This is a genomic window from Streptomyces nigrescens (assembly GCF_027626975.1).
Classification (GTDB): Bacteria; Actinomycetota; Actinomycetes; order Streptomycetales; family Streptomycetaceae; genus Streptomyces; species Streptomyces nigrescens.
Window position 1 is genome coordinate 70,861 of sequence record NZ_CP114203.1, and the last position, 24,632, is coordinate 95,492.

The 24,632-nt window shown below is 69.0% G+C and carries 24 protein-coding genes and 5 pseudogenes; 10 read left to right on the forward strand and 19 right to left on the reverse strand.

Features of this window, described 5'->3' with window-relative positions; translation table 11 throughout:
• Positions 1–230: 230 nt before the first annotated feature.
• The 14 genes and pseudogenes from STRNI_RS00345 to rpmG form a co-directional block, all read right to left on the reverse strand.
• Positions 231–320: pseudogene (locus STRNI_RS00345) on the reverse strand (transcriptional repressor); the annotation flags it as partial.
• Positions 316–618, reverse strand: a pseudogene (locus STRNI_RS00350) (phage tail protein); the annotation flags it as partial. The pseudogenes STRNI_RS00345 and STRNI_RS00350, both read right to left, overlap by 5 nt.
• Before the next feature lie 90 nt (positions 619–708).
• Positions 709–2,793 carry a SpoIIE family protein phosphatase gene (locus STRNI_RS00355; protein ID WP_381683393.1) on the reverse strand — a complete coding sequence of 695 codons (2,085 nt, stop codon included), beginning with the start codon at positions 2,791–2,793 and terminating at the stop codon, positions 709–711.
• Positions 2,794–3,319: 526 nt separating this feature from the next.
• A pseudogene (locus tag STRNI_RS00360) lies at positions 3,320–3,576 on the reverse strand (IS5/IS1182 family transposase); the annotation flags it as partial.
• Between the two features lie 59 nt (positions 3,577–3,635).
• Entirely contained in the window at positions 3,636–4,001 is a 366-nt protein-coding gene (locus STRNI_RS00365; protein ID WP_266449590.1) for a cupin domain-containing protein, read from the reverse strand.
• A gap of 168 nt (positions 4,002–4,169) precedes the next feature.
• A complete protein-coding gene (locus tag STRNI_RS00370; RefSeq protein WP_266449587.1) occupies positions 4,170–6,374 on the reverse strand; it encodes a heavy metal translocating P-type ATPase in 2,205 nt (734 codons plus the stop codon).
• Positions 6,375–6,376: 2 nt separating this feature from the next.
• Entirely contained in the window at positions 6,377–6,685 is a 309-nt protein-coding gene (locus STRNI_RS00375; RefSeq protein ID WP_266449584.1) for a DUF1490 family protein, read from the reverse strand.
• Positions 6,686–6,714: 29 nt separating this feature from the next.
• Complete coding sequence (locus STRNI_RS00380; protein ID WP_266449621.1) at positions 6,715–7,596, reverse strand: metal ABC transporter permease; 882 nt, start codon at positions 7,594–7,596, stop codon at positions 6,715–6,717.
• Between the two features lie 53 nt (positions 7,597–7,649).
• Positions 7,650–8,534, reverse strand: coding sequence for a metal ABC transporter ATP-binding protein (locus STRNI_RS00385; protein ID WP_277410279.1), 885 nt, complete (start codon positions 8,532–8,534; stop codon positions 7,650–7,652).
• Positions 8,534–9,469 carry a metal ABC transporter solute-binding protein, Zn/Mn family gene (locus STRNI_RS00390; RefSeq protein WP_266449579.1) on the reverse strand — a complete coding sequence of 312 codons (936 nt, stop codon included), beginning with the start codon at positions 9,467–9,469 and terminating at the stop codon, positions 8,534–8,536. Before STRNI_RS00390 ends, STRNI_RS00385 begins: the two co-directional genes overlap by 1 nt.
• A gap of 340 nt (positions 9,470–9,809) precedes the next feature.
• Positions 9,810–10,046: a 30S ribosomal protein S18 gene (rpsR, locus tag STRNI_RS00395; RefSeq protein WP_109886464.1), complete on the reverse strand. Its 237-nt coding sequence runs from the start codon at positions 10,044–10,046 to the stop codon at positions 9,810–9,812.
• Between the two features lie 63 nt (positions 10,047–10,109).
• On the reverse strand, positions 10,110–11,261 hold the full coding sequence (locus STRNI_RS00400) for a CobW family GTP-binding protein (RefSeq protein ID WP_266449576.1): 1,152 nt from the start codon (positions 11,259–11,261) through the stop codon (positions 10,110–10,112).
• Positions 11,261–11,515, reverse strand: coding sequence for a type B 50S ribosomal protein L31 (locus tag STRNI_RS00405; RefSeq protein ID WP_266449573.1), 255 nt, complete (start codon positions 11,513–11,515; stop codon positions 11,261–11,263). The genes STRNI_RS00400 and STRNI_RS00405 overlap by 1 nt, the downstream gene beginning before the upstream one ends.
• Before the next feature lie 37 nt (positions 11,516–11,552).
• A complete protein-coding gene (gene rpmG, locus STRNI_RS00410; RefSeq protein WP_109886461.1) occupies positions 11,553–11,717 on the reverse strand; it encodes a 50S ribosomal protein L33 in 165 nt (54 codons plus the stop codon).
• Positions 11,718–11,782: 65 nt separating this feature from the next.
• On the opposite strand from rpmG, the gene rpmB reads away from it, so the two are divergent.
• The 4 genes from rpmB (at position 11,783) to STRNI_RS00430 (ending at position 13,962) form a co-directional block, all read left to right on the forward strand.
• The gene (gene rpmB, locus STRNI_RS00415; protein WP_266449569.1) at positions 11,783–12,019 is read left to right on the forward strand and encodes a 50S ribosomal protein L28; all 237 of its coding nucleotides are present in this window, start codon (positions 11,783–11,785) and stop codon (positions 12,017–12,019) included.
• Positions 12,019–12,324: a 30S ribosomal protein S14 gene (gene rpsN / locus STRNI_RS00420; protein WP_266449566.1), complete on the forward strand. Its 306-nt coding sequence runs from the start codon at positions 12,019–12,021 to the stop codon at positions 12,322–12,324. Before rpmB ends, rpsN begins: the two co-directional genes overlap by 1 nt.
• A gap of 151 nt (positions 12,325–12,475) precedes the next feature.
• Positions 12,476–12,772, forward strand: coding sequence for a hypothetical protein (locus tag STRNI_RS00425; protein ID WP_277410280.1), 297 nt, complete (start codon positions 12,476–12,478; stop codon positions 12,770–12,772).
• On the forward strand, positions 12,772–13,962 hold the full coding sequence (locus STRNI_RS00430; protein WP_266449560.1) for a GTP-binding protein: 1,191 nt from the start codon (positions 12,772–12,774) through the stop codon (positions 13,960–13,962). The genes STRNI_RS00425 and STRNI_RS00430 overlap by 1 nt, the downstream gene beginning before the upstream one ends.
• Before the next feature lie 563 nt (positions 13,963–14,525).
• Here STRNI_RS00430 and STRNI_RS00435 read toward each other — a convergent pair.
• The 5 genes from STRNI_RS00435 to STRNI_RS00455 all read right to left on the reverse strand — a co-directional run bounded on the left by STRNI_RS00435 (position 14,526) and on the right by STRNI_RS00455 (position 18,134).
• A complete protein-coding gene (locus STRNI_RS00435) occupies positions 14,526–15,695 on the reverse strand; it encodes a GTP-binding protein (RefSeq protein ID WP_266449557.1) in 1,170 nt (389 codons plus the stop codon).
• A 9-nt stretch (positions 15,696–15,704) separates the two neighbouring features.
• Complete coding sequence (gene rpmF, locus STRNI_RS00440; protein ID WP_266449554.1) at positions 15,705–15,875, reverse strand: 50S ribosomal protein L32; 171 nt, start codon at positions 15,873–15,875, stop codon at positions 15,705–15,707.
• Positions 15,876–16,015: 140 nt separating this feature from the next.
• Positions 16,016–16,558: a WD40 repeat domain-containing protein gene (locus STRNI_RS00445; protein WP_277410281.1), complete on the reverse strand. Its 543-nt coding sequence runs from the start codon at positions 16,556–16,558 to the stop codon at positions 16,016–16,018.
• 294 nt (positions 16,559–16,852) lie between these two features.
• A complete protein-coding gene (locus STRNI_RS00450; RefSeq protein ID WP_266449549.1) occupies positions 16,853–17,326 on the reverse strand; it encodes a cupin domain-containing protein in 474 nt (157 codons plus the stop codon).
• A 331-nt stretch (positions 17,327–17,657) separates the two neighbouring features.
• Positions 17,658–18,134 (reverse strand): DUF2000 domain-containing protein, encoded by a 477-nt coding sequence (locus STRNI_RS00455; RefSeq protein ID WP_266449546.1) that lies wholly within the window; start codon positions 18,132–18,134, stop codon positions 17,658–17,660.
• 208 nt (positions 18,135–18,342) lie between these two features.
• On the opposite strand from STRNI_RS00455, the pseudogene STRNI_RS00460 reads away from it, so the two are divergent.
• The 6 genes and pseudogenes from STRNI_RS00460 to STRNI_RS00485 all read left to right on the forward strand — a co-directional run bounded on the left by STRNI_RS00460 (position 18,343) and on the right by STRNI_RS00485 (position 24,497).
• Positions 18,343–18,998 (forward strand): annotated as a pseudogene (locus STRNI_RS00460) (type III effector protein).
• An 846-nt stretch (positions 18,999–19,844) separates the two neighbouring features.
• Entirely contained in the window at positions 19,845–20,402 is a 558-nt protein-coding gene (locus STRNI_RS00465; RefSeq protein ID WP_266449543.1) for a hemerythrin domain-containing protein, read from the forward strand.
• Between the two features lie 65 nt (positions 20,403–20,467).
• Positions 20,468–20,864, forward strand: a pseudogene (locus STRNI_RS00470) (CBS domain-containing protein).
• Positions 20,865–21,047: 183 nt separating this feature from the next.
• On the forward strand, positions 21,048–21,374 hold the full coding sequence (locus STRNI_RS00475) for a plasmid stabilization protein (RefSeq protein ID WP_266449541.1): 327 nt from the start codon (positions 21,048–21,050) through the stop codon (positions 21,372–21,374).
• A gap of 1,964 nt (positions 21,375–23,338) precedes the next feature.
• Entirely contained in the window at positions 23,339–23,575 is a 237-nt protein-coding gene (locus STRNI_RS41465) for a hypothetical protein (protein ID WP_381682988.1), read from the forward strand.
• A 31-nt stretch (positions 23,576–23,606) separates the two neighbouring features.
• Positions 23,607–24,497 carry a SigB/SigF/SigG family RNA polymerase sigma factor gene (locus STRNI_RS00485; protein WP_266449537.1) on the forward strand — a complete coding sequence of 297 codons (891 nt, stop codon included), beginning with the start codon at positions 23,607–23,609 and terminating at the stop codon, positions 24,495–24,497.
• The last annotated feature ends 135 nt before the right edge of the window (positions 24,498–24,632 follow it).

The following is a 24,632-nucleotide window of genomic DNA, read 5'->3' on the forward strand; positions in this document are numbered from 1 at the left end:
GCGCGCGTTGTCAAGCCGCATAAACTCCCGTGCGGATCCCGCGCGTTGTGCCCACGTTCACCCCCGGCGTGCACGACCGTCGGCCGCCTGACCGCCCTTCGCCATGGCGACCGCGCGCATCAGAGCTACCCGGCCGCGCGCGCCGCTGCCGGTGCCGAGAGAGCGAGGGCGAAGGCCGCCGCACTCAGGAGTGCCACGAGGTGAGCGCAGTGGTCGGCACGCGCGGTTCCGGTGCGGGCGCAGTCGGGGCAGCGGCCCCGGTAGGTCATCTCTACCTCGGAGATGGTGAAGCCGAACCGTTCGAAGGCGGGCAGATCGCAGGACGACGTGCAGCCGGGGGCGGCGTTCACCGGGGACCGGGCCGAGGGGCCGGGCGTTCCAGTCGGCGGCTCCGCTCTCGCTGATCTCCGGTTCCACGCCGAAGGCCAGCAGGACCGCTTCAGCCAGACCTCGGCGGGTACCTCGTACGCGGTGCAGGTGCGCGGCCACGGCGACGGCGGCGCGCAGCCGCTCCTCCGGCTCGGTGCCGTCGGTCTCCGCGCCGACCCAGCCGCCGAGGCAGTGGGTGAGGTCGGCCGGGGCCAGCGCCGGGGTGACGTAGGCGTCCAGACAGTCGAGGGTTCGGCGACGTAAGCCCGAACCATCGGTAGGTCTCCAGCTCCCCCGCGCCAGTGATCTGTGTAGCGACCGGCCGGACCGGGCCGTATTTCAAGAGTCGGACGCGAAGGGCTGCATGCGTGTGATGAGCACGGCGACATCGTCCGGGTCAGCGGGAAGCCGGAGCTCGCGAAGGAGCCGGTCGCAGGTTTCCTCCAAGGTGCGGTCGGGTGCGTCAAGCAGACGCAGGAGGGTGTCAAGGCGTTCGTCGATGGGGTGATGACGGACCTCGACGAGTCCGTCGGTGTACAAGACCAGCCGATCACCAAAGCCGACCGGAACGGTCGTAGTGACGAAAGGGACGCCGCCGACGCCGAGCGGCGTACCGGTCGGCAGGTCGAGCAGTTCCGGGTGCTTGCCGCTGCGCACCAGGACGGGGGGCAAATGGCCAGCGATGGAGATGTGGCACTCCGCGCGGTGAGGGTCGTAGACGGCATAGACGCAGGTGGCTATGTACTGCTCAAGCCCTGAGGTGATCCTGTCGAGGTGCTGGAGGACCTGGGCAGGGTCGAGGTCGAGGTCAGCGAAGTCGCTCGTACCGGTGCGCAGGCGGCCCATGGTGACAGCGGCGTCGATGCCACTGCCCATGACGTCGCCCACGACCAGTGCGGTCTTGTCGCCATCCAGCGGAAGGACGTCGTACCAATCGCCGCCGACCTCGTAGGCGGCCTGCGCGGGCCGGTAACGGGAGGCGACCTCCAAGCCGGGGAGGTGGGGCGGGTGGTCGGGGAGCAGGCTGCGCTGAAGGGTCTCGGAGGCGTTGCGCACCGTCTGGTGCGAGCGGGCGTTGTCGATGCAGACGGCGGCGCGGGAGGCCAGTTCGCCGGCGAGGGCGAGGTCGTCCTCGCTGAAGGGCTGCGGGTTGCGGGCACGGCTCAGCCCCAGGAAGCCGAGGATCTGGCCGCGGGCGGTGAGCGGGAGCAGCATGTAGGAATGCACGCCGACGCGGGCCAGCACCGTGGCGGCGCGGTCGTCGCGGGCAATGCGGGCCAGGGCGGCGTCATCCACGTGGGAGATCAGGATCGGCCGGCCGGAGCGTACGCATTCGGTGGGGAGCCGGTCGGCGTCGTAGGAAGCGATCTGGCCGGGCGGGTCGGCGGCCTGGACGGCTTCGGTGACGTAGGCGGCCTGCACCGCGAGGGCGCGGAAGAGCGCGGGGCCGTCGCCCAGGGGCGGGCGGTGCTCGTCGAGGACGGAGTCGAGGACGTCGACCGTGGCCATGTCGGCGAGCTCGGGAACGGTGACGCCGGCCAGCTCTCGGGCGGTCTGCTCCACCTCCAGGGTGGTGCCGATGCGCGCGGAGCCGTCGGCGATCAGCGCCAGACGCCGGCGGGCCTCGGCGGCCTCCGTGGCTGCCTGGTAACGGTCGGTGACGTCCACCACCAGGTCGGCCACTCCGAGCACCCGCCCCTGGGGATCGTCCAGCCGGTACAGCGAGATCGACCAGGCGTGCATGTGTGGGTCGGCGGGGGTGTGGCCGACGATGGTGTACTCGTCGACCATGGGAGCTCCGGTCTTGAGGACCTGCCGCATCCCGGCCTCCGGCCCCTCGAACTTCGCCGAGGTCATGATCTCGCGGTAGTGCCGGCCCAGATGGTCTTCCGCGGGGATGCCGTGCATCCGCTCCAGAGCGGGGTTGACGGCCACGTACCGCAGATCGGTATCGAGGATCGCCAGCCCGATGGGAGACTGGGAAATCAGCCGGGTGGACAGGGCGAGGTCCCGTTCGACCTCCCGAAGCCTTGACCTGTCGGTTGCCATGCCAAGGGCGTAGAAGTCGCCGAGGTCGTCCAGCAGCCGCATGTTGCGGAACTCCACCAAGCGAGTGCTGCCGTCCTTGTGCCGGATGGGGAACGCCCCGGCCCACCGCTCCCCGGTGTCCATGACCTCGGCGAACAGCTTGATCATCAGATCCCAGTGCTGTTCGTGAACGAATAGCGGCGCAGCGTACTGGCCGAGCGCCTCCTCAGCGGTATAGCCGAACAGCTCCTCGGCCTGCGGGCTCCACAAGACGATCCGCCCATCGGCATCCAGCAGCACCGCGGCAACGCCGAGAAGATCCATCAGCCCGCTCGGCTGCGACGATCGCTCCTCCGGCTGGCCGGCGTCAGCCGGACGCCCATCGGCTGTGCTCACACGGGCACTCCTTCCATACGCCGGACCACAAGGGCCTCTGCTCGCGCCAGTCCGTGGCCCTGGCCCGTATCTATGGAGTGCTTTGGCTTCCATGGTCCACCTTGGAGCGGCCGACCGCTCACGCGCTGGAGCAGGATGGTTCCCGCCCCTTTCCCAACTTGATCATTTGTCGTGAGCGCTGCCTGGAATCAGTGGCGTACCTGGTAGGTGAGGCGCTGCTCCAGGTGAGGGCCTGGGCCGCTCGCGCGGCGGGGCTTCCAAGGTCCACCTCAGCTCCGACGGCCGGTGCCGCCCGCTGGTGACGTGTCGCTCGGCGTCTCGGGCGTGGTTGGCTGGCGGGGGCGGCCGGGGGTGCGGGCGGCGCCGATGCATCGCAGTGGCGTTCTGGTCGGCTATCCGGCTCTAAGAGGTGGGGTGGTTGGGCGTCCTGCTCGGGGCGTACGGATCTCACAAGCCGGGATCCAGTCGGCCGCGGTGGGCAGGCGGGCGCAGCAGTCACCGCCCCGCACGAGGTCGTACAGCTCCACTGACTACTGGTTTTCGGACCCGTCAGGTTTCCCTTTTCAGGGCCGCATGTTCACCGAGTCGATCGCTCAGCGGACCAGTCCAGCTCGCCATGGGAGCTGAGCTCGTCGAGACCACGCGATGGAGCTTGGCTCACACCCGCGCCTTGGCCCACTCGGAAAAGGGCCGATGGGCCGTGGCTCCGGATGGCCCGAACGACGCGGAGAGCAACTGCTGCCATGTACATCCCGACGTGGCCTCGAACACGATCGCCGCGAGCGAACCGCACTGGTCATGCAGGAGACCGCGGGCGAGGGATCCGCACTGCCCCCGGCGGGTCACCCCATCTGCGACTTGAGGTGGTCGACCACGTCGGTGAACTCCTTCGTCGGCGAGAAGTCGAGGTACTCGCAGTCCTCAAGAGCCTCCGGGGCGTGCCCGGGTGCCCAGTAGAAGGCTTGCCCGGCCTCGTAGATGTCGTTCCCGCCCGCTGTCCGCATCTTCAGCCGCCCCTTGAGCAAGTATCCCCAGTGGGGGCATTGGCACAGATCACCGGGCAGACCTCTGAAAGCCGGCGCCAGGTCCGTGCCCTGGGGAATCGTCACGAAGGCGACAGACATGTCTCCCCCGACTTCCTGCATGCGCAGTTCCACACCGCCGCCTTCGATCGCAATGGGAGCGTCGTTCCGCGTCGTCGCAGTCATGCTTCCTCCTCGTCGAGCCCGCCGTGGGATATAGGGAACGCCTCCCTTCCAGCCTGCTGCTCGCCCCCGGCCTGGGGCTGGTGGACCGGGCGGCACCGTAGGCGGCTTGGGTGGCGAGCAGGTACTTGCCCCCGGAACGGTGCGCGGAAAGGTAGTTCAGCAGTGCCCTCATTGCACTCGCCGGTCCTCCAACGGGGCCGCCATCAGCATGTCCTCATCGGTCGGGGGGAGATGCGGGGTGTGGTTGACCAGTCGGGCCGAGTTGGCGACGACGGCGATGCTGCTGGTGTTGTGCAGCAGGGCGGCGAGGACCGGGTTGATCGAGCCGCCGGCGCCGGCAACCAGCCCCACGAGGTTGACGCCGATGGCGAGGCCGTAGTTCTGGCGGACGAGGCGCAGGGTGTGGCGGCTGAGTTCGACGACGGCGGGGACCTGTCGCAGGTCGTCGCCGGGCAGGGCGATGTCGGCGGTTTCCAGGGCGACATGGGAGGAGTGCGCGCCCATGGAGATGCCGACGTCGGCGAGTGCCAGGGCGGGGGCGTCGTTGGTGCCGTCGCCGACCATGGCGACCGTATGGCCCTCGGCCTGCAGGTCGCGGATGAGTTGGAGTTTGCCCTCGGGCAGGGCATGTGCATGCACTTCGGCGATGCCCAGGCTGTCGGCGACCACCTGCGCAGTCTCTGGTGCGTCGCCGGTGAGCAGCACCAGACGGGACACCCCCAGATCTCTGAGCTGTTGGATGACGGCGCCGGCCCCGGCCCGTACGGCGTCGGAGACGCCGAGCAGCCCGATCAGATCGTCGTCGTGAGCGATGCAGATGACGGTCTCGCCGCCGCTCCGCAGCCGCTCGGTCCAGTTCTGGGCCTCTTCCGTTAGCTCGACGCCGTGTTGGCGCAGGAGCGCGGGGCTGCCCACGAGCAGCCGGGTTCCGTCGAGTTCGGCGCGCATGCCCATGCCCAGGACGACCTCGCAGGCTTGGTGGATGGGCGCGTGGAGGTGCTGTTCTTCGGTGTGGGCGACGATGGCCTGGGCGAGGGGGTGACGGGCGTGCAGTTCGCCGGAGGCGGCCAGGCTGAGGACTTCGTTGGCGGTGTAGCGGGGGCTGAGGGTGACGACGCTGGTGACGAGGGGCCGTCCGAAGGTGAGGGTGCCGGTCTTGTCGAAGACGACGGCGGTGACGCGGCCGATGCCCTCCAGGTGGGTGCCGCCCTTGATGAGGGTGCCGCGGCGCGCGCCGTTGCCGATGGCGGCGCTGATGGCTGTGGGGGTGGCGAGTCCGGCCGCGCAGGGGCAGGCGATCAGCAGCATGGTCATGGCGCGGCGGGCGTCGCGGGTGACGACGTAGGTCAGTGCGGCCAGCGCGAAGGAGACGGGGACGAAGCGCTGGGTGAAGCGGGTGGCGATGGTCTGGATCGGTGCCCGGTCGGACTGGGCCTCTTCGACCCGGCTGATGATGCGGCCGACGGTGGTGTCCGCACCGACGGAGGTGGCACGGACGGTCAGTGAGCCGGAGGTGACGATGGTTCCGGCGTAGACCTCGGCCCCGGCGCGGGCGTACACGGGCAGGGCCTCGCCGGTGATCGCGGCCTGGTCGACGAGGGCTTCGCCCGTGACGACGCGGCCGTCGACGGGGATCCGGTGGTGCTCGTAGACGGCGACCAGATCGCCCGGCGCGACCTCTTCGAGCGCCACCTCGGTCTCGATGCGCCCCTCGCCGTCTGCGCGTTCTTCCCGTACGAGCCAGACGCGTTCCTCGCCGATGGTGAGCAGCTCCTCGATGGCCCGTCGGGTCCGGCGGAGGGTCAGGGTCTGCAGGAATTCACCGATGTTGAGGAGCCAGAGGACGGTGAGGGCGACGACGTTCTCCCGCAGGACGAGCGAGATGACGGTCGCGGCCGTGACGAGAGTGTCGGTGCCGGGATGGCTTCTGCCCCGCAGGGAGCGCAAGGCACCGCGGAAGAAGGGCAGACCGGTGAAGAGGGTGATCGCGCCGAGAAGGCCGGAGGAGCCTGCGGTGATACGGGGGCGGCCGAGCAGCCGGCGCAGGGCCATGAAGGCGAGGACGGCGCCGCCGACGACCAGCCGGGCCAGTTCGCCGGTGGAGGAGTCGGGCGTGGAGCGGGTGGGTTTGGCGGGCGCGGAAGGGGGCGGGGGCTCTTCGAGGGCGGTGACCAGGCGATCGACATCCAGCAGGTCCGGGGCCATCCAGATCACGACGCTGCCGGTGCGCGGGAAAATCCGCAGCGCCCGGAAGCCCCGCATGCCCACCAGACGCTCATCGACCAGTCCGGCGCTGCCGGGGCGCGCCCGTACCCAGGGGACGGTCAGCCGGACCCGGCCCGTGGCCACGGACCGTACGACCACATCGGACATGGTCAGTGCTCATGCCCGTGGTCGTGCTCGGTGGCTACCGCAGAGGGTGGCGGGACCTCTTCGCCCAGTGATGTACGAGCCTCGGCGAGGACGTCGCCGGCCTTGAGCCGGGCCTCTTCCGCGGCCGAGGCCAGCCACCGGCTGGTTCGGATGCCGCCGGCCAGACCGTTGATCACTGCCTTGCGGGCGGCGGGTTTTGCCTCGGGGAGGCGCTTGGCGGCGCCTTTGATGATCAGGGCGCCCACCACTCCGGAGACCGCATGGTGAGCAAGCCATCCAGCTGCGCCGCCGGCGAGTGCGACGGGGTGCATAAGGACTCCTTCCGTCGGTACCGGCTCCTTCAAGTGTGCGTCCGTACAGGGTCACCGGGCGAGCCGAGCGCGGTCCGTGGCGCCCGCTGCGTACGCCGCGCCTCCACCAGCCGGCACCCGAGGTAGATCATGAACGCGAGGGTCGTGACATACGGGCTGATGGGGATGGTGCTGCCGAGCGCGAGCAGGATGCCGCCCTCCATCGCGCACAGCGCGAAGACGACGCTCAGCACCGGCAGCAGCACCGGGGACGCCGTGAGGCGCGCGGCGGCGGCCGCCGGGGTGACCAGGAGCGCGAGCACCAGCAACGCCCCGACGATCTGCACGCACAGGGCCACCGCGAGGCCGAGGACCAGCATGAACGCCAGGGACAGCGCACGCACCGGCACGCCCCGGGCCTCGGCCACCTCAGGGTCGACGCTGGCGAAGGTCAGCGGCTTCCAGACGAGGGCGAGAGCCAGCAGCACCACCACCGACGTACCGAGCAGCCACGCCATCTGCGGCGTACCGACCGCGATGATCTGACCGGTCAGGATCCCGAACTTGTTCGCCGCCCGGCCCTTGTAGAGCGAAAGGAACAGCACCCCGAGACCGAGCCCGAACGGCATGATGATGCCGATCACCGAATTGCGGTCGCGGGCCCGGACCCCCAGGACACCGATCGCTGCGGCCGCGATCAGGGACCCGGCGATGGACCCGGCGACGATGTTCACCCCGAGCAACAGCGCGGCCGAGGCCCCGGCGAAGGACAGTTCACTGATGCCGTGCACCGCGAACGGCAGATCCCGCATGATCACGAAGACCCCGGCCAGCCCGCCGACCAGCCCCAGCAGCACCCCGGCGTACAGCGAGTTCTGCACCAGACCGAGCAGCTCTCCGTAGTTGTCGAAGTTGAAGATCTGATGCCAGATGCTGGTGTCTTCCCCGCCGTCGGCTAGTAGCCCGAGCCCGGCCTCGACCCCGATCACTGGCCTTCTCCCTCCTCGGCCGCGTCGTCGTGGGTGTGGCCGGTGCCGCCATCAGGCGCCCCGACTACCACGACCCGACCCCTGACACGGAGGACATCGACCTGTGTGCCGTATAGCTCCGTCAGGGCCGAGGAGGTCATCACTTCGTCAGGCGGCCCGACCCGATGCCTGCCCCGCGCCAGATACAGGACGCGGTCCACCAGGCCCAGAACGGGGTTGATCTCATGAGTCACGAACACAACGGCGGTCCCGGCGGCGAGGCGCCGCTCCTCCACCAGGCCGGTAATGGTGCGCTGGTGCTGCAGATCGAGGGAGAGCAGGGGTTCGTCACAGAGCAGAATCCGCGGATCGGTGGCCAGCGCCTGCGCCATGCGCACACGCTGCTGCTCACCGCCGGAGAGCCGTCCGATCGGAACGTCTGCGTAGGGCGTCGCACCGACCGACTCCAGGAGGTCGTCCACCCGGCAGCGGATCGCACGGCGGGCGCGCGGCGGGCCCCAGCGGTGCCCGTCCAGCCCGAGACGCACCAGGTCACGGGCGCGCAGCAGGGTGTGCGTGGGCTGGAACGTCTGCTGGGGGACGTAGCCGACGTGCCGGCTGCCGCTGCGGGACGGGCGGCCGAGGACGGTGAGCGAGCCACCGGTGAGCTGCTGCTGGCCCAAAAGCACCCGCAGCAGACTGGTCTTGCCTGAGCCGTTGGGGCCCAGCACGGCGAGGAATTCCCCGGGCCGGACATCCAGGTGCAGGCCGCGCCACAGCACGCGGTCGCCAAACGCCAGCGTCGCATCCCGCAGAGCGATCGCCGGCGCACCGGGATCGGCGCTCCGCCCGGTACCTCGGTCCGCCGGGGAGAGCGGGGACACGGCCTCCGTGCGTTTCATCACCGGTCCAATGCGCTCTTGATCGCTCCGACATTGGCCGTCATCCAGCCGATGTAGTCCTCACCGCGGGGAAGGGTCTCGGTCACCGGGACCACCGGAATTCCGTTTTCCTCGGCTGCCGCCTTGACCTTCTCCGTAGGGGGCCCGGAGGTCTGCTTGTTGTAGATCAACGCCTTGACCTGCTTGTCGGTGAACAGTGCGAGGGTTCGCTGCAGGGTCTGCGCGGAGACGTCTTCGCCCTCCTCGACGGCCTCGCTGAAGTCTGCGGGCGTCTTGTTCCGTAGCCCCATGGCCTCGGTCATATACAGCGGTACGGGCTCGGTGACCGCCACGGCAGTACCCGCGTGGGCAGCTTTGACCTGCCGTTCTTTGCTCTCCAGCACCGTCAACTTGTCTTTGAAAGCCTCCGCGTTGCGGCGGAAGACGGCGGCGTCGGCGGGGGCCGTCTTGGCCAGGGCATCCGCGATGCGGTCGGCCAGCTTTCCCATCACGGGGGCGTCGTACCAGACGTGCTCGTTGAGCTCCGCGCCTGCCTTCGGCGCCTTCCCCGATACCTTCACGGCATCGATGACGGCAGGTGAGGAGTTCTTCGCACTGTGCAGCATCTCGCCGACGAAGTCGTCATAGCCGCCACCGTTCTCGACCACGACCTTCGCCTTGGACAGCGCCAGCCGGTTCTGCGTACTGGCCTCGTACGAGTGAGGGTCCTGCGCCGGATCGCTGATGATCGAGACGACCTTTACCTTGCCGCCCCCGACCTGCTGAACGATGTCCCCGTACACGTTCGTCGAGGCGACCACCGGAATGACGGAAGAGGACGCGCTTCTACGGGGGGTGTTGCGGGAATCGGCACCTGAGGGGCCGGCGCAGGCGCAGGTCAACGTCAGCGCCGCGCCTATGAGCACAGCCGGGCCGCGCACCGAAGTCACATGCATCGCGGCCTCCCAGGCAACTGAGAGCCGAAACGGTTATCAGTTCATTATCGACCCGTCGCTTCCCACTATCTACCCGAGCCGACGACGGGGCGACCGGCCAGGTCAGGCGCAGCAGTCGCAGGCATATGCGGTGGCCGGCACCGCGGCGACGGGAAGCGGGCAGCACTTATCACCGCGCCACGAGTCGCGTCCTTCCCTGGCGGACGAGGAACCCAGAGCATCACCACTGGTGTCGCCAACAGAGTCGACGAAGAAGAGGCCGGCACGTGCAGGCAACCGGGCTGGCCTCTGCTGGATGACGCCGGGTGATTCTCCGGGCGGCAGCCGGCGCACGGGCGAACTACCTCGGGGCGTACGGCAGGAGCGCCATCTCCCGTGCGTTCTTGATCGCGCGGGCCAGTTGGCGTTGCTGCTGGGCGGTGACCCGGGTGACCCGGCGGCTGCGGATCTTGCCGCGGTCGGAGATGAACTTCCGCAGCAAATCGGTGTCCTTGTAGTCGATGTAGGTGATGCCGGCCTGGTCCAATGGGTTGGGGCGGGACTTGAGGGGTTTGCGGGGATCGGGGCGGCGGGCCATGGAGTTCCTTTTCACAGCCGGACGGCCGGACGGCCGGTGTTCGGTGGGGGCTGTGGTCGGGGTTCAGGAAACGGGGTCGAGGAGCGCGTCGAAGGAAGCCGGCAGGCGCTTCCATGCCTCGCGTCCGCCGGCGAACTCGGCCTCGGTCAGCAGGCAGGAGTCGAGCAGCCGCTCCAGGCCGTCGCGGTCGAGGCCGGGGGCGGTAAAGACCAGCTGCTGGCAGCAGTCGCCATGTTCGGGGTGCCAGTCGAGGGCGGCGGCCGCTCGGCGCATCGCCGGGACCATCTCCCAGGCGGCGTCCGGGAGGGAAGAGAGCCAGGGGCCGGCGTTCTCCACGCACAGGGCGCCGCCCGCGGCGTCCCAGGACAGCAGGGTGTCGGGGCGGTCGGCGAGCCAGAAGCGGCCACGGCTGCGGGCCGCCGCACATGCCAGGTCCTCAAGTGCCTGGTAGAGCCGTTCCGGGTGGAACGGGCGACGCCGGTGCCACACGAGGGTGGCGACTCCTGACTCCTCCGCCTCCTGTGGGAGCCGTGCGCAGGCGGGGTGCTGGGCGGCGGCGGCCGCCTCGACGTCGAATCCGGCGAACGCGACCTCGGCGAGCTGCCGGGAAGCCACGGGCAGGCGGCGTGCGGTCGGGTGCAGCTGGGCGAGGAGTGCACGCTCCTCGTCATCCGCCTCCTCGCTGTCGACGAGTACGAGCACGGGTGCGTACTCCAACTGGCGCGCCCAGGTGTCCCCGATGGTCCGCTGATCGGTTGCGGCCGCCGCCAGGCCCGCCTCCGCCAGGTCGTCGCCATTGGCGAGATACGGCAGGACGAGTGCGGAATCGACCGCTGTGATGACGTTGGAGAGCGTCAGCGCTTCGCCACCGTGCGAGGCGATCACCTCGGCCATCGCCTTGGGCTCGACGGAGTCCCAGAGTTCGACCACCGCCAGCCGGTGCTCACCGCTGTCGGCCAGCCGCTGAAGTTCGGGAACCAGGTCCTCGCGCAAGGCACAGCACGCGCAGTCGTTGACGAGGGGAGCCTCGCCGGAGGACAGCTCACCCGAGGCGTCGCGCACGGTGCGCCGCACGGTTCCGTCCGCTGCCGTGGACAGGTCGTGGTGGAGGGCGACGCTGCCGCGCACGGTGTGCAGAAGGCGCCGTACGACCTGCTCACGGGCCTCGGAATGCAGCCCGCCGACGATGACGACGGGGAGCTGGCGGCCCTTCATTACTGTGCCCCGCGCCGGGCGTAGCGCCGCTCGAAACGTTCGACCCGGCCGGCCGTGTCGAGGACACGCGCCGTGCCCGTGTAGAAGGGGTGGCTCTGCGACGAGATCTCCACGTCGATGACGGGGTAGGTCTCGCCGTCCTCCCACTCGATCGTCTTGTCACTGGTCGCGGTGGACCGGGTGAGGAAGGCGAACTCGGCAGCCCTGTCGCGGAAGACGACGGGACGGTAGGCGGGGTGGATCCCAGGCTTCATGAAGGGTGTTCCTGTCTCTGTGAAGTCGGCTCGCGGGTCAGCGTTCTTCCCGGAAGTCGACATGCCGGCCGACGACCGGGTCGTACTTGCGCAGGACCAGGCGGTCGGGGTCGTTCCGCCGGTTCTTGCGGGTGACGTAGGTGTAGCCCGTGCCCGCGGTGGAGCGGAGCTTGATGATCGGGCGTAGTTCGTTGCGAGCCATGGGCGCTACTATATGGGAATGGTTTCCATTACCGATAACGTTTTCGACGAGAGGTAGCCCACTCCATGTCCGCCCACTGCCAGCTGACCGGCGCCCAGCCGGGCTTCGGCAAGACCATCTCCCACTCGCACCGCCGCACATCCCGCCGGTTCGACCCGAACATCCAGCGCAAGCGCTACTGGCTGGCCAGTGAGGGGCGGCACATCCGGCTCACCCTCAGCACCAAGGCGATCAAGACGGTCGACGCCATCGGCATCGAGGCCGCGGTGGCACGTATCCGCGCGCGAGGGGTGAAGGTCTGATGGCGAAGCAGAGCAAGATCGCGAAGAACGAACAGCGCAAGGTGGTCGTCGAGCGGTACGCGGCCCGGCGTGCCGAGCTGAAGGAGATCATCCGACGGCCTTCGTCCACCGAGGCCGAACGTGCTGCCGCTCAGGCCGAATTGCGACGCCAGCCGCGTGACGCCAGCGCGACCCGGGTGCGGAACCGGGACAGCGTGGACGGCCGGCCCCGCGGGCATCTGCGGAAGTTCGGCATGTCCCGAGTGCGCATGCGGGAGCAGGCGCACGCCGGTTTCCTTCCCGGGGTCACCAAGTCGTCCTGGTGAGGCCGAGATGGCGCTGTGGCCCGGTAGTCACCCGGGCCACAGCGCCATCCGTCAAAGGAGCGTACCGATGTACCACGCGTCAGCAGGCAGTCCGAGCCGCCCGTTCACACTCGTCATGTGCACCAAGTGCCCAGGTGCCAGGGATGATTCGGTGCTGGACCGGCTGCGCGAGGCCGTCCGGACCTGCCCGCACGGCATCCTGGTTGCTGCCGGGTGCCTGGGCGGCCTGTTGCGCTGCACCCGCGCCGGGGGGCTGCACTCCGTCGTGCAGCCGTGCGCGAAGGACCGTACTGCCAGCGGCCCGGTCATGCGTCTGGGCCCCATCGTCACCGAAGCCGACGCCGATCTCGTCGGCGCATGGCTACGGGCCGGCATGCCGGACGACGGCACTCTTCCGCACGGACTGCGCGCGGCACCCGCACCGCGTCACACCGCCCACCTCAACTGATGGGAAGCCGAGTGCCCAAGGGGCTGTTGAGCGTGGTGGTGGGAAACACCCCAGCCGCTCGGGGGCTTGCGGTGGACAAGGTGGTGTGTGCGGTTCCCGGTGCCGTGGTGCTGGCCGTGTCCGTCCACTGCCGGGATGACGGTTTCCCGGTTGTACAGCGCCTTGTCGCCGGTACCGGCGTGCCGCAGTCCATGTCGCAGGCGGCTACCGGCGACCCGGTGGTCATACTCCGGCAGGACCTGCTGGCCATCCGCCGCGCTGTGCAGCCCCCTCATGTGGTCCTCGCCCTCCCTGACGAGCTCGATGTCCTGCCGTTCCTGGTGGAGCTGTGGCGGCCGCGGATCGGCGCCAGTGCGCTCGGCGACTACTACGCCCCCGCTCCCGTCCTGGCCGGAATCGACCCGGCGGCATTTCTGGCCGAGTTGGGATGCGTCCACCGCGCGGCACGACTGTGGGACGGCGCAGACCACACCGACCCCCTGACGCCGGCCGAGATCGCCGCCCGCCGGGTGGAAGCCGCAGACGGTCTGATCGTGCCGACACCGCCGAATCCCGCCGATTGCCGAGCGGGTGGGGTGGCCGCGCTGGCACGCCACCTCAATCCTTCCGCGACGCTCGCCCCTGTTTCTCGGCAGTCGGAGTCAGGGCTGGAGCTGCCGCCGTCGTTCCTCCTGCCCGCACCGCACGCTCTTGAGGAGTGGCGGGCTCGGCTGGAACCGGTGACCGTGCCACGTTTGCGTCCCGGTACCGACCAGGGTGTGTCGTCAGTGCGGTGGCGGGCCCGGCGCCCCCTGCACCCTGAGCGGCTCGCGGATACGCTGGCCACCGTCATGGCCGGTGTGGTACGCAGCCGAGGTCATCTGTGGCTGTCCAGTCGGCCAGAGGCGGTGGTGAGCTGGCGGTCGGCCGGAGCCCATGTGGAACTGCGCGTAGCCGGCCGCTGGCTGGAGCCCGGAGCCGAGAGTGCCTGGCGCGCCGCATCCCCGCAACGGCGCACTCTGGCCTCGTGGTTCTGGCACGACTACTACGGCGAACGCCGTGGCGACATCACCTTCACCGGTGCCCATCTCGACCGAGGCCGGCTGTGCTCCGCGCTCGACGCGGCTCTGCTGGACGACGCGGAGCTCGCGCTGGGCTCGGAGGGATGGGCCGGGTTCCCCGATCCTCTGCTCGGCGATCTCCCGCGTTGACCAGGAACGCCGGGTCCGGGGCCTGGATGCGACCACGCATGCGTGCGGCGACGTCGCTCGCCGGGCTCGTTGACCCTGGTGCCCCCGGCCATCCCTCCCAGCGCTCCGGGATCCGCCGTATCTCTCAGCCGCCCCGGCGCCACGGTGGACTGCTCGGGCGGAGGCCGCGAACCAAGGAGCAGCGCAGCTGCGGGTGGGGTGTCTCAACGCCGCGCTGTTCCGGGTTGGTTACCGCTTCCGGCGTCGAAGTCTTCATCCTGAGCAGGATCCAGGCCGTTTCCCGTGCCCGGTCACGGCGCCTGCCCTGTTCAGCCCACGCCCACACCAGGGGCGGTTCGCGCAGGCGGGCCCGGCCGAAGCATCCCGGCGAACCATCACCGATAGGCGGGCTCGTGGCGGCCAGCGGACCTGATGTTCTGCCGCCGCAAGGCGCACGAGTGTTGACACGCCGGTGCGCCGATGCCCCCGCGCTCCGAGTGAGCACGGGGCACCGGCGTGTGCACCTTCGTGAATGCCGGGTTGGGCAGTGCCGTGGCTGCGACCACTGCCCAACCCGGAGCTTGTCATGCCTGCGGCACGAGATCCGGGTGCTCGTGTTCGCAGGCGTCGTCGAGGCCGTAGGTTTCCCATTCGGGGAACGGGTCGTCGGTGAGCCTTTCCCCCGCGGCCAGGAGACAGTCGGCCAGGGCCGCTTGCAGTGCCTCCGCGCGCAACCCGGTGCCGATGAAGACCAGTTCCTGGCCCTGGCGATCGTCGGCATCGCGGGCTCCGGAAGGCTCGAAGCGTGCGACAGCCCCGGCCTGTGACCACAGCCCGGTGACGTTCGGGCGGCTGGACAGCCAGAAGAAGCCCTTGGAGCGCAGGATCTGACCGTAGGTGCCGCTGTCGAGGCCCTCGGTGACGAAGGTCCACAGCCGGCCGGGGTGGAAGGGCGCATCGGCGCGGAAGACCGTGCTGGAGATGCCGTACTCCTCGGTCTCCGGAACGTGGTCGCCGTTGAGTTCCTGCACCCAGCCCGGGGCCTGTTGGGCCCGCTCCAGGTCGAAGCGCCCGGTGCCGAGAATGTCGCCGGGGTTCACCCGTCCGTGCCGGGCGGGCACGATGCGGGCGGCCGGGTTGAGGCGGGTGAGCGCGGCCTGAAGGCGTTCGGCGCTCTGCTCATCGACGAGATCGGTCTTGTTGAGGACGATGACATCGGCGAATTCGATCTGGTCCATCAGCAGGTCGCTGACGGTGCGTTCGTCGTCCTCGTACTGGTCCAGTCCCCGCTCGGCCAGTCCGTCGCCCCCGGTCAGCTCCGGCAGGAAGTTGGCGGCGTCGACGACGGTCACCATCGTGTCGAGCTTGGCGAGGTCGCCCAGGGTCGCTCCGTCGTCGCGGGGGAAGGCGAAGGTGGCCGCGACGGGCATCGGTTCCGAGATGCCGCTGGACTCGATGAGGAGATAGTCGAAGCGGCCCTCGCGGGCCAGTCGGTCGACCTCTTCGAGCAGGTCATCGCGCAGGGTGCAGCAGATGCAACCGTTGGTCATCTCGACCAGGCGTTCCTCGGTGCGGGAGAGCGCGGCGTCGCCGCCGCGCACCAGGGTCGCGTCGATGTTGATCTCGCTCATGTCATTGACGATGACCGCGACGCGTAGGCCCTCCCGGTTGCCCAGGACGTGATTGAGCAGGGTGGTTTTGCCTGCTCCGAGGAAGCCGGACAAGACCGTGACGGGCAGTCGGTTGTGCGTCATGCTGTCGGCTCAGCTTTCGGGGCGCAGCAGCCCGCGTTCGTACGCCTTGGCCAGGCGCTGCGGGACGAGGTGGGCAGTGCCGTCCACGGTGATCGACACGAGCTGCGGAGTCGTGGCCTTCCACTGGGCGCGGCGGTGGCGGGTGTTGCTGCGGGACATCTTGCGCTTGGGTACGGCCATGGCGACCTCCTGCGTGACTAGACGACGCCCACACGCTATATGAAAATGGATGCCATTTCCAAATTAGGGATGGGCGGAGCGGCTCGACGGCCGCACAAGAATCTGAGCTCCCCGGCCTGCCAGTCGGCTCCTCTGTCACTTCAAGAAGCGTGCGTGGTTTCCGGGTTGATGCTCAGGAGCGTTACCCGGCCTCCCTGTTCTGCCACGGCAAGCAGTTGCTGTCCGGTCCACGCAAGGGATGTGGCAGGGGTGGTCAGATGCCCTGCGGCGAGGGAGGTGTACCCGCTCCTCCCGCCTTGGGCGCCGGTGCGCCACAGTCGGACGGCGTGGTCGGATCCGGCCGTCGCGAGTATGTCCCCGTCGACGGGGCGCCAGGCCAGCGCCGATGCGCATACGGGGAGGAGGGCCAGTCGCGTCGGTCTCCTGGGGCCGATGGCCCGAAGCGACAGCTGGCGCTCGGCCGGTACGGCCAGTCGGCGCCCACCCTCGTTGAAGGCCGGGGCGTGCCGGCCTGAGGTGCCCTCGCACTCCACCGGCTGCGCCGCTGTGCGATGTGTCTCCCACAGCAAGGTGTTGCGCTGGTGATTGGAGCAAACAGCCCAACGGCCGTCGAAAGACAGGGCGAGGTCGTCCGGCGCTCCGTCGTAGACATGGATGGCGACCGGTTCACGACGCGTAGGCATGAAGCAGCGGACATGGCCCGCCAGGGAAACGGCCAACAGACGTCCGCCCTGTGCGCAGGCTATGTCGGTGGCAGCTGCCGGGAGTGGTGCAGTGGCCCACCGCGCCACGCCGTCGGTGCCGTACGTGGTGACGTTGCACCCTTCACCGAGCCCCAACCCACACCCGTCGACCACATCCTGCACTGGTCACACTGGCGCCGAAAGCGACAACACCAGGCCCGCATCAGCCACTACACACGGTGCAGACACAGCCCATAGAAGTGCCCACCCATCAGCACAATCACCGTTGCAGTACTAGGCCAGGTGCATGGGCCTCATGTCGATGTTGTGCCGCCGGCCGATCTCCACCAGGCGCTCGACCTCCGGCGCCGTGTCCGACGGCGGGGGCAGCTCGCGCCGCTGGGCCGGTTCACCGGCTTCGGCGAAGAACTTGTCGATACCGCCCGGCGTGTAGGTGATCACCATACGGACCGTGCTCGTAGGTTCGAATCGCTCCAGCGTCCCCGCGGGGATGTGGAAGAACGAGCCGGGGCCGCCTTCGAACGTCTCCTTGCCGATGTGGTAGCGCAGCGTCCCCTCGACGACGTAGACGCTCTCGGTTCCGGGGTGAATGTGCGGCGGTGGGCCCCCTCCCTCCGGAATGGTCATCTCCATGACGGTCATCTCGCCGTTGGTTTCCTCACCAGACGCCTTGACCTCGTAGAGGCCGTTCAGCATCCAGAATGCGTCGCCTTCGCCCTTCCGGCGTACGACGGAGTTCTTCGCCATGCGGTCGCTCCTTACCTCGTAGCTTCCACACGTATTCCCGCGAGTGACCTGGCGAAAGGCCGCCGTCCGGGTAGGTAGGCAGGCCGGAATGGTCAAGCGCCGGCGCTGCGGGCCGGCCATGAGAGGTACTACAGTTCGCGATCCTGGCGGGCTACTCGACCTCGTGGTCATCCAGGCCGCCGACCTGGAAGCCCTGCCGGGGCCTTGATGAAAATAGCTGCGGTGCAGGTCAGACTGTGTAAGTCGATTCCCTCGGGAACAGTCCGAGGCTCGTGGGGAAACGCGTGCTGCATCAGCAGCACTGGCCGAGGTGGTCGTGCTCGGCCGGGGGTCAGCGCAGCAGGGAGAACTTCTTGGTCAGCGGGTCCAGCACATCGCGCTGCCCGAAGACGGCGATTCCGTAGTAGTCGAGGGCCTGTTCCGGCGTGTTTTTCATCCGGTTGAGCTGTTCTGCGTAGGTTTCCCCGGTCATCTCTGCGGTGAAGTCGGTGTACAGCAACCCTGAAGCGTCGGCCTGGTCGCGCAGCTGCCGGACCCAGGCCGGGCGCCCTTCGAGGACCACGAGGGAGAGCCCGGAGATGGGGGCGTGGCTGCCGGCATCAGCATCCGAGAACGTAAGGAACGACATCTTGCCCAGCAGCTCCGGCTGTTCGGTGGCCGCCTTGGCGGCCAGTCCCAGGCACAGGTGCGACGCCGCATTCGCGGCAACCCCGGGCGGAAGTTTCCCCTTGAGGGCGACGATGAACTTATAACGGCTGTCGACCTCAGCCGCATCGACACAAGCGGGGTTGGCAGTGGGTACGGTCATCGCGACCTCTTTCAAGCTCTCAAAGGGATGTCACTGAGGGGGCCTCAGGCGGTGATCCCTAGAGACTGGCTCAGACCGGCACGCCGGTCTTGTACATTCCTGCACCCCGCTGCAGGGACCGGCCGTGTCCGAGCAGGTACGCGGCGCCGACAACTGCTGCCGACCGGGGTGCGAGACGCGCGGCCGCGGAGCACCTGCGCGATAGCTTGTGAACTCAACAGCTAGGCGCCATGGGCCTGTTGCTTTATCAGCCACGTTTTCATCAAGGCCCGCCCTGCCGCTGCCCACAAAGCGGGTGATCGAGGTCGTCGGATTCGTCGACGCGGACGTCGACCCGCTGTTGTACGCGCGTCCGTATTGGGTGCTGCTTAGTGAAGTCCGCGAACAGCTCGCGGACTGGGAGACCGGCCTGATCGAAGCGGCCCGGGAAGCGGGCCCCGGCTGGGCGGACCTGGCCCAGCCACTCGGCGTCGCCAGCCGCCAGGCCGCCGAACGCCGCTACCTCCGCCTGCGGCCCGACCCCGCCAACACCACCGGCGAAGAACGCATCAAAGCCACCCGCGACCGCCGCGGGTGGCAACCGCACCGTGGCCGCCTGGGCCCGCAACAATGCCGCCGACCTGCGCCGACTCGCCGGCCAGTTCACCGCCCTCACCAACCTCCCCGCCAACGCCCACGCCCGCATCGAGCACCTCCACCAGGCCCTCGCCGACAACGACGCCGCCGACCTCCTCGCCCCCCCTGGCCGCCACCGCGCTGCACCTCCAGCACAACCACCCCGACCTCGCCACCCGCATCGAAACCCTCACCCGGCACGCCGAACAACTGCGCCACCACAGCAACGATCAGCGCCGCACCGCCTGAGCTTGTGAGGGCAAGCTCAAGACCGCAGGCATCTGCTGGAGGCGCTGACGAGCGAGATGGTGCGGCACTCCGTCGCCGAGGAGCAGCACCTCTCCCCCCGGTGCGCAAGCAATGGTGCAGGCCGGCTCCCACTCCCTTGAGGGGGCGTGAAGACCGGCTGGTAGTGCTGGTAGTAGTGCCGTGCATGCCGTGGACAAGGTGCGCCACTTACTGCGACCGACGCGACGACATGGGGCGGGCTCGAATCCGTCACCGATCCGAGCCGTCGCGTCTCGGCGGGGGATGGTGTACGCGCCCAATCAAACGATCCTGCGCCGGACGGTTACGACTGCTGTCGTCTCGGTACCTCGCCCCAGGTGGCATGGCCGCCACGGTGACCCTCGCGACGCGAGCGCGAGCCGCTCACCTGACCCAGCCGGGGCCTGTCCGCCGGTCCGCTCGCTGGAAGACGGCCGGATGCTGCCGGGACCGGGGGCTGCGGACATCACGGTTCCTGACGCGCTGATCTGTCGGATCCTGAGAGGGCGATTGGGTTCTTCAGAAAGCCGTCGCCTCGTCGCTGAGCGACTTCGCCGTAAAGGCGTTGGGCCCTGTGCCCGCCGGGTGCCGTGCAATGGGGGTGGGCACAGGGCCGCCGGCCGGTGAGGGCAGGCCGGGACGATGGGTGCAGCACGCACTGCACCCATCGTCATCGTCCCGCATTCCGGGCCGAGCGTGTGGGCGCCACGCCCAACCCTTAAGCAGGTGGGGCAATTGGGCACACAGCGGTGTTAATGCGGTCTCTGCCCGGGAACCCGTGATGCGACAGCCGGAGAAGCCGACTGCCGGAGCGAGAGGCGGCGTGCCGTGGGGCATGGCGGCGATGTGATTGCGGAGCTGACCACCGACCACCGTGAGGTCGACGACCTCTTCGCGCAGTTCGATGACGCTCCTCCCGGCAGCGAGGCCCGCAAGCGGCTGATGGATGCGCTGACGATCGAGCTGGTCCGGCACTCCGTCGCCGAGGAGCAGTACCTCTACCCCGCGGTGCGCGAGCACCTGGAGGAGGGCAATGCGCTGGCAGACAAGGAGCTCGAGGACCACGCCCGCCTCGAGCAGCTGCTCAAAGACCTCCAACAGCGCGAGGCCACGGACAAGGACTTCGACCTTCTGGTGCGCGAGCTGCGCACCGAGGTGACTGCGCACGTCGATGACGAGGAGAACAACCTCTTCACCCGGCTCCGCAATGGTGTCCACCCCTATGTGCTGGAGGAGCTGGGCGACAAGATCCGCCAGGCGAAGAAGACCGCCCCCACCCGCCCCCACCCCGCAGCTCCCAGTACGCCGCCGGCCAACAAGCTGCTCGCGCCGGGGCTGGGGCTGGTGGACCGGGTGCGTGACTACGTCAGCGGCCGCGGCCAGTAGCCGCCGCCTCACAGCCCTCTACACATACAAAAGGCGGAGACATCACGCCTGTGGCACGCGACATCATGACCCCCGGCGCGGAGTGCATCGGGTCCGAGGACAGCGTCCTGGACGCCGCCCGCAAGCTCACCGATATGGGGGGTGGGCGCCCTGCCGATCTGCGGCACGGACGACAAGCTCAAGGGCGTGCTGACCGACCGGGACATCACCGTCAAGGTGCTGGGCAAAGGCCGCGACCCGCAGCAGACCAAGGCCAGCGAACTCGCGCAGGGTGAGGCTGTCACTATCGGCGCCGACGACGGCGCGGACGAGATCTTCGCGACCATGGCCCGCCACAAGATCCGCCGCCTGCCGGTCACCGACGGCCACCGCCTGGTCGGCATGGTGGCTCTGGCCGACGTCGCCCGCGCCCTGCCCGACCCCCAAGTCGGCGACCTTCTCCAAGCCCTCTCCACCGACTGACCGGCACGGCCGAAGCTCCGCCTGGTGTCCATCTGGCGGCCCCGCCTGAACGTGGGCCGTCTGCTCCTGGCGATCGCACAGCCCGGCCGGCGGTATCCGCCTGGCATAGGTCCCCCATCGGGCGTGGACTGGTACCGAGGGTGGACCCACCCAGACAGTGACCGAGGAATGGGATGGGCAGTCATGCCTGCAGGATCAAGTAAGAAGCGTGAGCGGCAGTACGAGCACATCAAGGAACAGGCCGAGGAGCGCGGAACCTCCGAGAAGCGGGCCAAGGAGATCGCCGCCCGTACGGTGAACAAAGAGCGCGCTCGTTCCGGCGAGGCGAAGACCGCCAGCAAGACCTCTACACGCGATCCGAAGTCGGCCCCGCAGCGGGGCGGGGAACGCTCGCACAAGGGGCCGGGCGGACCGACCCGCGACCAGCTCTACGAAGAGGCCAAGAAGAAGAACGTCGAGGGCCGCTCCAACATGAACAAGGAGCAGCTGCGGCGCGCCGTCGGCCGCTGACCGGCGCGAAGAACCCGGCCCGCGAACGACAGGCGGGCCGGGCGTCGCACCGAGGTGCTCCTCGCTACGCCAAGTTCACACCGTCCGACCTGGTCAGGCAAGGAACCTGCGGCCGTGGCGCGTATCAGTGCCGTGGCCGGCTCTGCGGCCGGCTTCGGTCGCGCAGGCGCCGTATGCGTCGTAGACAGGAACTACGGACAGCAAGGAGACCTTCAAGCCGGGTGAGATCGTTTCCGAGAGCAGCATCTACGAGTGCGACTGCCCCCAGCGCCACCAGTGGAGCACCGACGTCGAGGGACACCGCTTCCCGCCGGTGCCGGAGGGGGCTTGGGCAGCACCTGGACGCTGAGGGAGCCGACCCACCCCGCAACTTGATGTCCTCACCCCTTCACCCCGATGCGAGGCCACCGTCCACGGGGCATGGTCCGCTCATACGTCAGCAATGCCGTGCTGGCCGCCTAGCTTGCCCCGGTCCGCCACTACTCCCCGCCCCTGGTCGATTCGCAGCGCCGACCCCCATCTGCTGTACATGTAGGTGGAATCGCTCGCGTTGTGCCACGGCCCGGCAGCTGCCTTCTGCGGCCCTACCAACAGGTGGCTGGCCAGAGCCGCCGCCCTGGACGTGGAGCTGCGTACGAACGCATCCGACGTGGCTGACGGGGCCCCGCCCGCCCCGGGCAGGGCCGACGGTCCGGGGCCGGGCGCCTTCGGGCTCCGGCGCTATTGCGCGCCGGCTGCCTGGGCGACAGCGTCGAGTGGGTGAGCCCTCGTACTCGTCTGCTTCCCGTCGTGCCAGTTGCTCGTCGAGGTCGCCTGCCCACTGCTGCTGGGATCTCCTGCCGCGGAGGTCCACTCCAACAGTGAACCCGCCGCCGAGCCGGCCGCAGGATGAGTCTGCGACAGCTGAGGCGCAAGGCCACCGCTGGAGACGAACTGTGGGCCGCAGTGCCGCAATCGAACGGGGGCGCGCCCGATCAGCCACTCCATGTCCCGTCCTCCGCGTCAGCCTTCCGGCGAGGACGACGCCCCGGCAAGCCGCGTCGGTGACGGGTGCCCTTGCCCGCGGCATCTGGCTGGCACCGTGGGGTGCTGGCCTGCAAGGGTTCGTCACGCGGTGGTGTGCGGGCGCGCAACCGGCTGCCCGCGTGAGGCTTTGGCATTGGAGGGGGGCGGTGAGCGCCCTCGGGCGCTGCGCCGAATGGAGGGCCGTTCGTCAACACCCTTGCCCGAGTTTCTTCCCCCGGGGTTAATGGATACGTGGGAAGCGGTGGGCCGCCCGTCCCCTCTGGGGAGCTCAGCAGTTGGCCCACCTGTTGTTCCTTTGAGGCGCCCGGCGATCAGCTTCCTGCACCGAGGGTGGGCTCCCCAGGAGGGCCGATGGGCCCGTCAGCCGCTCGTGGTTCTGGCTGATGTTGCGTCCCGCTTGCACAGCGAGGGCACGCGACAGGAGGTGAGAGCCAGCACGTTGGCGGCGACGGGCCAATCGGCCAGGGCCATGCCGTTCACTGGCATCCGGCCCACAACGCCGGAGGAGCCGATGCAGCTGACGGGTCGGACCCCTTCGCAGCTGTGGGGCCATCGCTCCTCCGGCACTACCTCACTCGGCCGGCCCAGCCCCCTGAGGCAGTAATGGCTCGCACACGTCACGCCACCAACTCGACACAGCGGCCCTGCCGCCGGGCCACCTCACCCGAGCGAAACACCCCAGCCCCCACGATTCGCTGGTGCAAACGCGAAATCCGCGAAACGGGATGTTCGCGACACGAGGCGTGTGGTTACCCGTTGAGCATGGCAGCGAAGTGGCAGTGCAATCGGGATGAGCAGCATCACAATGACCGCCGGCACCGGAGCACGGGCCGCCTCGGACGAACGGCGAGTCCGGTGGGCGCGTGGGGCCAGATCCGAAGGTGGAACGTGCCGCCCCCGACGCGCCCACCGCGCTACGCAAGAAATCGTGGAGAGCGGTGCTCAGGCGCACGGTGGCGGAGTTCAAGGACGACGAACTCGCCGACCGAGCGGCGGCCCTGACCTACTACGGCATCCTGGACAACCTCACGAAGCTCACCCCGGGCTCGGCCCGCGACATCACCACCAACGCGGTGACCCCAACTCCGCCTGAGCAGTGGAGCCTTGGCTCAGTGATGCAGGTGATCACGTCTGCCGGGACATGCCCGTGGTGGTGGCGGGTAGGGGCCCTGTGACGAGGGCCCAGCAACCGGAAGGAGCCAGAGCATGAGCACGAGCAACAGCACCTTGGCGACCGGAACGGCGCAGGAGACCTCATCGAAGGCGTGTGCCGTTCCGGCCCCTACGGTGCTGCCGCAGATCCCGGACCCGCGGCACATCGCTCCCGCCGACGCACGGAAGCTCTCGAAGCTGTTGCTCCTGCGACTTGAGGCCCTGGAAGAGGGCAGGCGTGAGTACCAGTACGTGCGTAACACCCTTATCGAGATGAACCTGACCCTCGTGCGTTACGTCGCCCGCAGATTCTCCAGCCGCAAGGAGTCCATGGAGGACGTGCTTCAGGTCGGCACGATCGGTCTGATCAAGGCGATCGACCGCTATGACGCCTCTCGCGACGTGGAGTTCACCACGCTGGCCGTCCCGTACATCCAGGGCGAGATCAAGCGGTTCTTCCGCGACACCACTTGGTCGGTGCATGTGCCACGGCGCCTGCAGGAGCTGCGGATCGACCTCGCCCGTGCCCGGGAAGAGCTGGAAGGGCAGGGCAGCCACGAGCCGTCCGCCGCCGAGCTCGCCGAACACCTCGACATGCCGGAGGACGAGGTGGCCGAGGGCCTGGTGGCCTGCAACGGCTATGACAGCGACTCCATCGACCGGCCCATCCAGGCCGGCAGTGGTGGAAGGCAGCAGACCGGCTTCGTCGCCGACCTCATCGGCACCGAGGACCCCGCCCTCGCCCTGGCCGAAGACATCCAGGCCCTCAAGCCGCACCTGGCCAAGCTCGATGACCGCGAACGCACCCTCCTCCAACTGCGCTTCGGCGCCGAAATGACCCAGACCGAAATCGGCGACGCACTGAACCTCTCCCAGATGCACGTCTCCCGCCTGCTGACCCGCATCTGCAGCAAGCTGCGAGAAGGACTCCTCGCCACAGCGTGAAGCTGTCGACGGCGTTGACGGGCCGGGCGGGACACCTCCCGACTCCGTTGCGCTCGGCCTGTCTTGGTGCTGCGCCCTCGCCTGCTGCCCCGCGGTGCAGCAGTTGCTGTCGCCGAAGCCCAGGACCAGAGTAAA